This window comes from Amycolatopsis saalfeldensis, from assembly GCF_900110575.1.
Classification (GTDB): Bacteria; Actinomycetota; Actinomycetes; order Mycobacteriales; family Pseudonocardiaceae; genus Amycolatopsis; species Amycolatopsis saalfeldensis.
Map to the genome: position 1 here is coordinate 221,172 of NZ_FOEF01000018.1, position 8,308 is coordinate 229,479.

The window sequence follows — 8,308 nt, forward strand, 5'->3', positions numbered from 1 at the left end:
TCAGGGGCTATTCGACGACCTCAGGACGAGGTCGTTCGACCGACTGCTACTGAGGGTGTAACCCGTTGGATGGACGCTCGGTAACAAGCTGTGCACGGAGCGCGGCAAACTCCTCGGCCAGTCCGGCAGGCGTCCAATGGGCGTTGAGGCCGCTCGGGTTGGGCAGTGCCCACACGTTCGTCGCCCCGATCATGCCTGCTTGAGGCCCGACCCGGGCCTTCGACTCGCCGAACGCGAGGCGATAAGCCGTGATGCCCAGTACGGCCAGCCAGCGCGGTTTCGCCTGCCGGACCTTCGCGACGAGGGCCTGGCCGCCGTCGCGCAACTCGTCGTCGTCCAGCTCGTCCGCCCGCGCGGTGGCCCGGTCCACGACGTTGGTGACGCCGAGCTTCAGCGCGAGGAGTTCGTGCTGTTCGCTCGGGTCGAACTGCCGCGGTGTGAAGCCGCTGCGGTGCAGAGCGGGCCAGAACCGGTTGCCGGGCCGTGCGAAGTGCACGCCGAGCACGGCGGAGTAGAGGCTCGGGTTGATGCCGCAGAACAGCACGTCGAGACCGGGCGCCAGCACGTCCGGCACGGTCGTGCCATACGCGGCGGCGAGCTGCTCCTTCGTCGGCCGGGTGCTCATCCGCCCAGTCTCCGGCACGCTGGGCGCCATGGGTGTCACGGCCGACGGTTGCCCGGTGGAGGTCCCGCCGGTGGCGCTGGGCCACCGGGTCGTCGCGGTGGACGACTCACCGGAGATGCTCGCGCACGTGCGCGGGGCCGAGACGGTCTGCGCGCGGATCGGCGACCTGCGGCTGGGTCGGCGGTTCGACGTCGTGCTGCTCGGCAGCCACCTGCTCAACACCCCTGACCCGGCGCAGGCGCGGGCACTGCTGGCCACGGCCCGGCGACGTGGCCGTCGCCCTGGAGGACGTCGCCCGCGACGGTGACTTGCTGTCCGCGGCCGTCCGGTACCGCGTCGGCGGTGAGGCTTGGCGGCAGGAATTCACCTGCCGCCGGCTGTCTTCCGAAGCGCTCGGCGAGGTCCTGACCTCGGCCGATCTGATCTTCGACCGGTGGGTGACCGCTGACCGGGACTGGTTCTCCGCACACGGGGTAGCGAAGCCGCCACCAGGCTAGGTAGCCTGTGTGATCTCTCGCACAACGACGTCGGAGCGGAGGCCACGTGCCGGTTTCGCTCGTTCTCGGGCTGGTGGCCCTGGTCATCGCCGTCGCCGCGCTGATCGTGGTCCTGGAGGACCGGCGCGCCGCCAAGCGGGCGGCGCTGCGGCGCAAGGCCCGCTTAGCGCGCCTGGGCGAGGTCGACCCGCTCGCGCCGGGCCGTCTGCGCGTGGACCGCTGAAGGAACGGCGCGCAGGGCGAGCAGCAGGGCCGCGAAGAGCCAGCCGACGCCGGCGCCGAACGTGTTGGTCATGATGTCGTCGACGTCGAAAATGCGGTAGACGAACGGCGCGGTGCCGAAATTCGCGGTGAGCTGCGTGATCTCGATGGCGAGTGAGGCCGCGGCGCCGATCGCCAGCGTCCCGACCAGCCCGCGGCGCCACAGGATCCGCGCGAACACCCCCAGCGGCACGAACAGCAGCACGTTCAGCGCGACCTGCTGGAAGGTCTGCGTGGTGAACCAGTGCGACGCCGACAGGCCGTGCTTGAGCAGCTCACTGTGGATGTCGCTGATCCACTGGAACGGCCGCAACTGCACGGTCTGCTCGAGCCGCCGGCTGTGCGGCCCGGGCAGCGGCAGGAACACGACGGCGAGCGCCATGCACGCGTAGAACACGACGGCGGCCGTGGTCACCAGCCCGCGCACCCGCGGTCGCCCGTAGCGGGCGAACTGCAGCACCAGCTGCGGGACGAGGACCGTCGCCCACACCGCGAGGAAACCGATGAGGCCGTACTGCAGGGCCGTGACCTGTGCGTTCGTCATGGCTTGAACGTTATGGATCTTGGGGCCCGGTCACTTCGGTCGAAGAGCCGGGCGCTTTTGCCGGGGGTCGGCCATCTGGCCGAGGCGGCGTTAAGCCGATCGGCCAGGCTCTTCCTCGCGGTCGCGCTCCCGGTCTTCGGCCCGCTCGGCCCGCCACGCACTGAAGACCGTCCCGCCCACCAGGATCCCGACAACCACGATCACGAGCAGGACGATCTGCAGTTCCATCTGTTCCCCCGGGTGCGTTTTCGCGATGCGGCGTCCGGGTCATCGGTTCGGCTGGGGCGGGTGTTACGGCTGTGGCCGCCGTGTTCATGGGGCAGGGGTTGGTCGGTGGTGGTGCTTTTGTCCTGGGCTTCTGTTGGACCGGCCGTTGGAGTGCTCCGGTCGGTTGCGCCGAACTGTCGCGGTCGGACGGTCGCACCTCGGTCGTGCCGAGCTGTTGCGTTGCCGTGAGCTGTCGGCGGGCCGCCTCCATCGCTTGTGGTGCTGCCACCTTGCCGCGCCTCGTTGCTTGGCGCCTCGCTCTTGGTCAGGCGCGCCTTCCTCGTGTCTCGCGACGCCGGTTCCGGCTGTCGCACTGCCTGCCGCGCTGGCGCGCCACCCCAGCTCAGTGCCACCGCACTGCCGCCGACCGCACCTCCGCGACAACCCCGCCACGCGCCGCCTCAGCCTCGCTCCACAACCCGTTCCGCCCGCCGTCCCAGCTCCACGCGACTCCGCCCGACTAGCCAACTCCCGCTCAACAGCCGATCCCCACGCAACAAGCGCACCCTGTGCCCGGACGTCGCAAGGTCGAGTTGTCCACAATGAGGCCCAGGCTGTGGACAACTCGGAAGCAAAGAGGTGACCCGCCGTCAGGTGGACGCATGAGTAACTGTTACCCGAAGTACTAGAAATCCCCGCCACCAGCACTTACGCTCGGGATCATGGACGACGTCGTCTACACGCGGGTTGGCGAAGGCGCGCCGTTGGTGCTGATCCACGGGGTCGGGCATCGGCGGCAGGCGTGGGATCCCGTCGTGCCGTTGCTGGCGCCGCACCGGGACGTGATCGCGGTTGACCTGCCCGGGTTCGGGGAGTCGCCGCATCGGGATGGGGCGTACGGGATCGAGCCGGCGCTCGAGACGTTCGCGCGGCTGTTCCGGCGGCTCGGGATCGAAAAGCCGCACGTCGCGGGGAATTCGCTCGGCGGGCTGCTGTCCCTCGCGCTCGGGGAGGCCGGGCTGGTGCGCAGCGTGACCGCGCTGTCGCCCGCCGGGTTGTGGACGGCGTGGCAGCAGCACTACGCGCTGACCGTCCTGCGCACCCTGCACACGCTTGCGCGGCACACACCCGAGCGGCGCGTCCGACAGCTCGCCACCACGGCCGCGGGCCGGAAGGCGCTCACCGGTTTGATCTACGCCAACCCCGCGGTGCTCACGCCGCAAGTGGTTGTCGACGACGTCCGCGCGCTCGGCCGCGCCGAAGGGTTCCTGCCGACACTCGCCCAGGCCAAGGGCGGTTTCCACTTCACCGGGCCGGTCCGCGACGACGTCCCGGTCACCATCGCGTGGGCCGAGCGCGACCGCGTGCTCGCGCGCCCCAAAGCGGAAGCGCTCAAGGCCGTCGCTCCCCAGTCTCGCCTGATCACGCTGCGCGGTTGCGGGCACGTGCCCATGAGCGACGCGCCGGACGTCGTCGCGCGCGTGCTGCTCGACGGCAGCGCCAACGCCGGGTGACATTTCCCTATCGCCCTCCCTTTTCCTCTGGTGACGACCCTCCTCTTTGGGCAGACTGCGACGCCGTGCGCCCGTTTAGGGGACATCGGGCGCGAAACCGGAGGAAACATGAGGCTCTTCACCCGGCTCGCGGTCACCGCCGCGGCCGCACTGGCGACGGTGGCCGTCACGAGCGCACCCGCGTCGGCGGCCCAGACCACGGACGTCCGGATCATCACGTTCAACGACCTGCACGGAAACCTCGAGCCGCCCGCCGGTTCGAGCGGCCGCGTGACGCAGTCGGATGGCTCCACTGTGGACGCGGGTGGCGCCGCGTACCTGGCGACGCACGTGAAGCAGCTGCAGTCGCAGGTCCGCAACTCGATGGTGCTTTCCGCGGGTGACAACGTCGGCGCGTCGCCGGTGGTGTCCGCGCTGTTCCACGACGAGCCGACCATCGACTTCCTCAACATGCTCGGCGTCAAGGCGTCCGTGGTGGGCAACCACGAGTTCGACGAGGGCTACCAGGAACTGCTGCGCATGCAGTTCGGCGGCTGCAACAAGACCGACGGCTGCCAGTTCCGCAGTTCCTTCGACGGCGCGAAGTTCCCGTTCCTCGGGTCCAATGTGTACTTCACCAACGGCCTGCCCGCGCTGCTGCCGTTCACCGTCCAGTTCTCCGGCGGCGTGCCGATCGGGGTCATCGGCGCCACGCTGAAGGACCTGCCCACCGTCGTCACGCCGGAGGCCATCAAGGGCCTGAAGTTCGGCGACGAGGTGCAGGCCATCAACCGCACCGCGAACCTGCTCGACGCGCTCGGCATCAAGGCCCAGGTCGTACTCCTGCACCAGGGCGACAGCACCGAGGTCAACTCCGGGCCGAACGACTGCAAGCTCCAGGCGGACGGCCCCGCCGCGACCATCGCGAAGAACGTCAGCCCCAAGGTCGACGCCATCTTCACCGGGCACAGCCACCAGCAGTACAACTGCGTGATCAACGACCCCGCCGGCCAGCCGCGCGCGGTGCTGCAGGGCGCGTCGTTCGGGCGGCTGCTGTCCGTCCTCGACGTGAAGATCGACCTGCGCACCCGCGACGTCGTGCGGTCGCAGAGCAAGGCGCACAACGAGATCGTCACCCGTGACGTCACGCCGGACCCGGCCGTGGCCAAGCTCGTCGACGAGGCCAAGACCAAGTCCGCCCCGATCGCGAACAAGCAGGTCGGCACCATCACCGCGGACCTCAAGGCGGCCGGCGCGGCTTCGGGCGAGTCGACGCTCGGCGACGTCATCGCCGACGCGCAGCTCGAAGGCACCAAAGCCAACAACGCGCAGATCGCCATCACCAACCCCGGCGGCATCCGCGCGGACCTGAACTACGCGTCGTCGCCGAACGGCGAGGGCGACGGCGTGGTCACCTACGGCGAGGCGTTCACCGTGCAGCCGTTCGCGAACATCATGCAGACGATCACGCTCACCGGCGCGAACCTGAAGAACGTGCTGGAGCAGCAGTGGGGTCAGCCGGGTGGGACCAAGATCCTGCAGATCTCGAGCACGCTGCACTACACGTACTCGGCGTCGGCGCCGGTCGGCTCGCGCATCTCGAACCTCACCGTGAACGGCACGCCGGTGGACCCGGCCGCGACGTTCCGCGTGTCGGTGAACAACTTCCTCGCCGCCGGCGGTGACGGGTTCACCGAGTTCACCAAGGGCACCGACCTGGCGGGCGGCCCCGTCGACCTGGACGCGCTGATCGCCTACCTCGGCGCGCACCCGGGCGTCGCGCCGCCGCCGGCGGACCGGATCACGGTCACGCCGTAGTTTCGCGATTCACGGGAGCCCCGCCTCGGCACGCCCGAGGCGGGGCTCCCGTTTGTCCAAGACAACCGCGGCGCGGTCGGCGACGATGGAGCCATGGCGACCTGGGAAGAAGTGGTGGCGCTCGGGGCGGAGCTGCCGGAGACCGAGGAGTCCACCTGGTACCGCACACCCGCGTTGAAGGTGGCGGGCAAGGGATTCGCGCGGCTGCGGACGGAGGCCGAGGGCGGGCTCGTCCTGTTCTGCGGCCTCGACGAGAAGGCCGCGCTGCTCGCTGCGGGCGATCCGGCGTTCTTCACGACCCCGCACTACGACGGGCACGGCTCGATCCTGGTCGACCTGGACCGGGTGGACGGGCAGCAGCTGCGGGAGCTGCTGACGGAGTCCTGGCGGCGGAAGGCCCCGCGCCGGCTGGTCAGCTGAGCTCGAGTGCTCACTTGAGCTCCCCTTCGAGCAGGCTCATCAGGTACATGTCGTGGTATTTGCCGTCCTGGCCGCGGAAGCACTCGCGGTGCCGGCCGTCCTCGACGAAGCCGAGCTTGCGGTAGACGTGGCGGGCGCGTTCGTTCTCCGCGACCACCCACAGCGCGATCAGGTGCAGGCGCATCATCGCGAAGCCGTAGTTGCACATCAGTCGCAGCGCTTCGGTGCCGTAGCCGCCGTCCCAGTGGTCCCGGTCGCCGATGTAGATGTCGACCTCGGCGCGGCCCTGCTCGGGCTCGGCGTCACGCAGGTCGACAACGCCGAGCAGCTTGCCGTCGGCGATCTTCTCGATGCCCAGCACCACGAGTTCGTAGGTGTTGACCTTGCGGTCCTCGCAGCGTTTGCGGATCTGGTCGAGCGAGCGCGGATGGCTGTTGGTCATCCACTGGCCGAGCTCCCAGTCGTTGACCCAGCGGTACAACGACTCGGCGTCCGACGGCTCCAGCGCGCGCAGCCGGACCAGCTCCCCGGTGAGCATCCGCTCCCCCTCACTCCCGCTTGACCAGCAGGAAATCCTGAACGTCGAGCAGGCCGAGGAACTGCCGGACCGGAGTCGGCATCGACCGGCGGGACTCATCATGCACGAGTTCCGGCTTGGTGACGCGGTATTTCCGGTGCCGCGTGATGATCTCCGCGCCGCCCGCGGCCAGCACGTTCTTGACCCAGTCGGCGCCGGGGCCGTAGGTCAGCGCCACGGCGAAGCCGTCTTCGGTGCGGAACACGTTCAGCGGCGTCCGGAACTCCTTGCCGGAGCGGCGCCCTTTGTGCACGAGCAGCCCGAAGCCGGGCAGCCACCCGACAAACGGCCCCGAGATCCGGTTCGTCACCACGCGGTTGAAGCGGGCAAGACGTTCTGGCAGCACCATGCCCAAGACAGTAATCCAACCGGCGTCGAATTACCTCCTGACGTGCGGTGATTCGGTGCCGCGAGCCGTTGGGTGAGGCGGGGCACGCGGCCGGGTCGCGGGTCTGGTGGGATGTGCGCACACACCGGAACTACGCGGGGAGTGAGCATGTCGACCGAATGGCCGCTGCGACAGGATCCGGAGTCTCCGGTGATCTTCGCGCACACGCTGCTCGAGGACGCCGGCCAGCTGGCGTTCGTCGTCCTCGACGATGACGACGACTGGTTCATCAGCGACGGCGCCGAGTTCGACGAGGACATGGACGTCAACCGCGAGCAGTTCGGCGCCCTGCGCCTGCGCGAGGCCGTCGAGCGGATCCCGCAGCTCAAGGCGCTGGCCGACCTGCCGCCGGGCATGGCCGCGGACTGGGACCCGGACCGGGCCACCTGGCTGCTCAGCTCCGTCGCGGACTCCGACGACGAAGCCGAGGACGTCGCGATCCGCGAAACGCGCGTCGCCGCCTGGCAACACCCCGGCTCACCGCTCGAAGAGGTGCAGCTCAGCACCGGCCTCGCCGAGGTCGGCACGGGACCGGACGCGCCGCCTCGCGCCGTCCGCCAGGTGGTCCGGGAGGCGGACGGCACCTGGCTGTTCGTCGGCTTCGAGGTCCCGGAAGCCGAGGACTTCGAAGTCGAGGGCATGGAACTGGAACACGTCGTGCGGCTGTACCCGGATGTCGTGACCGTCCTGCAGGCCGCGCCGGGCCAGGTTTTCGACCGCGAGGCCCCGGGCGCGGAATGGGAGCTCGTCGAGGGCTAACCGGTATTCGGCGGGTGGAACTTTCGGGTCACTCATGATTCTTGTGATTCATTTACCGCATAAATTGTCAATTAATAACATCTTTTCCTGGTGATCTGGGAAACGGTATACAGAATTTCCTGGACCGTATTCCGTAACACGCGCTCGACTGAACGCGACCTGATGTTCTGTAAGTAACATCCGGTCGCGGGAGGTCCTGGAAATGGCGGATGACGCTGATTTCGCCCCGGCTTCAGGGTTATTGATCGAACCCGATCCGATGCCGCCGGAGAAGGTGACGGCTGCGAAGCCGACCGGTGTGGAACCTCGACCGTTGCCAAAGTGGGAAACGGCAGCCAGAGAACGCGCAAGGACGGCGGTCCGGAGGTTTTCCCGCCCGCTCGCCGACCTCGTCGAACGAGACGCCAACGAAGGCGACACCCGGCTGCTGGTCACCGATTTCCTTTGTGAGGGTCTCGGTTTTGACAAGTACGAGGACCTGACCACGGAGTATCAGGTCAAGGGTGAGTTCGCCGATTACGGCGTCCGGATCGACCGTCAGATGGTCGCGTTCATCGAGGTCAAGCGGTGTACGCAGAAGCTCGGAATCCGGCAGTTGCGGCAGGTGCAGATGTACGCCGTCAACGAAGGGGTCGAGTGGATGATCCTGACCAACGGGCAGGTGTGGCAGGTCTGGCACCTGACCGGCGGACTGCCGGTCGCCGTCGACCTCGCCCTTG

The 8,308-nt window shown here is 68.7% G+C and carries 12 protein-coding genes; 7 read left to right on the forward strand and 5 right to left on the reverse strand.

Annotated features, from left to right (window positions below; translation table 11 throughout):
• Nucleotides 1-46 precede the first annotated feature (46 nt).
• A complete protein-coding gene (gene mug, locus BMY97_RS33310) occupies nucleotides 47-625 on the reverse strand; it encodes a G/U mismatch-specific DNA glycosylase (protein ID WP_091624813.1) in 579 nt (192 codons plus the stop codon).
• A 28-nt stretch (nucleotides 626-653) separates the two neighbouring features.
• Here mug and BMY97_RS33315 point away from each other — a divergent pair, with 28 nt between their 5' ends.
• Nucleotides 654-932, forward strand: a complete 279-nt coding sequence (locus BMY97_RS33315) for a methyltransferase domain-containing protein (protein WP_143086357.1) — start codon at nucleotides 654-656, stop codon at nucleotides 930-932.
• A gap of 236 nt (nucleotides 933-1,168) precedes the next feature.
• Entirely contained in the window at nucleotides 1,169-1,345 is a 177-nt protein-coding gene (locus BMY97_RS47330) for a hypothetical protein (protein WP_177231658.1), read from the forward strand.
• Here BMY97_RS47330 and BMY97_RS33325 read toward each other — a convergent pair.
• The gene (locus tag BMY97_RS33325) at nucleotides 1,286-1,927 is read right to left on the reverse strand and encodes a VanZ family protein (RefSeq protein ID WP_091624822.1); all 642 of its coding nucleotides are present in this window, start codon (nucleotides 1,925-1,927) and stop codon (nucleotides 1,286-1,288) included. The two genes, BMY97_RS47330 and BMY97_RS33325, sit on opposite strands and share 60 nt — an antisense overlap.
• Nucleotides 1,928-2,017: 90 nt before the next feature.
• Nucleotides 2,018-2,155, reverse strand: a complete 138-nt coding sequence (locus tag BMY97_RS47335; RefSeq protein WP_177231659.1) for a hypothetical protein — start codon at nucleotides 2,153-2,155, stop codon at nucleotides 2,018-2,020.
• Between the two features lie 701 nt (nucleotides 2,156-2,856).
• On the opposite strand from BMY97_RS47335, the gene BMY97_RS33330 reads away from it, so the two are divergent.
• The 3 genes from BMY97_RS33330 to BMY97_RS33340 all read left to right on the forward strand — a co-directional run bounded on the left by BMY97_RS33330 (nucleotide 2,857) and on the right by BMY97_RS33340 (nucleotide 5,865).
• Nucleotides 2,857-3,648 (forward strand): alpha/beta fold hydrolase, encoded by a 792-nt coding sequence (locus tag BMY97_RS33330; protein WP_091624825.1) that lies wholly within the window; start codon nucleotides 2,857-2,859, stop codon nucleotides 3,646-3,648.
• A 108-nt stretch (nucleotides 3,649-3,756) separates the two neighbouring features.
• Nucleotides 3,757-5,445, forward strand: a complete 1,689-nt coding sequence (locus BMY97_RS33335) for a bifunctional metallophosphatase/5'-nucleotidase (protein WP_091624828.1) — start codon at nucleotides 3,757-3,759, stop codon at nucleotides 5,443-5,445.
• 93 nt (nucleotides 5,446-5,538) lie between these two features.
• Nucleotides 5,539-5,865, forward strand: a complete 327-nt coding sequence (locus BMY97_RS33340) for an MmcQ/YjbR family DNA-binding protein (RefSeq protein WP_091624830.1) — start codon at nucleotides 5,539-5,541, stop codon at nucleotides 5,863-5,865.
• Nucleotides 5,866-5,875: 10 nt separating this feature from the next.
• Here BMY97_RS33340 and BMY97_RS33345 read toward each other — a convergent pair whose 3' ends face one another.
• Nucleotides 5,876-6,403 (reverse strand): GNAT family N-acetyltransferase, encoded by a 528-nt coding sequence (locus tag BMY97_RS33345; RefSeq protein ID WP_091624833.1) that lies wholly within the window; start codon nucleotides 6,401-6,403, stop codon nucleotides 5,876-5,878.
• A gap of 10 nt (nucleotides 6,404-6,413) precedes the next feature.
• A complete protein-coding gene (locus tag BMY97_RS33350; RefSeq protein WP_091624835.1) occupies nucleotides 6,414-6,791 on the reverse strand; it encodes a nitroreductase family deazaflavin-dependent oxidoreductase in 378 nt (125 codons plus the stop codon).
• A 147-nt stretch (nucleotides 6,792-6,938) separates the two neighbouring features.
• On the opposite strand from BMY97_RS33350, the gene BMY97_RS33355 reads away from it, so the two are divergent.
• On the forward strand, nucleotides 6,939-7,589 hold the full coding sequence (locus BMY97_RS33355; protein WP_091624916.1) for a hypothetical protein: 651 nt from the start codon (nucleotides 6,939-6,941) through the stop codon (nucleotides 7,587-7,589).
• 202 nt (nucleotides 7,590-7,791) lie between these two features.
• Nucleotides 7,792-8,308: type I restriction enzyme HsdR N-terminal domain-containing protein (locus BMY97_RS33360; protein ID WP_218156930.1), on the forward strand; the 517-nt coding region annotated here is incomplete at its 3' end.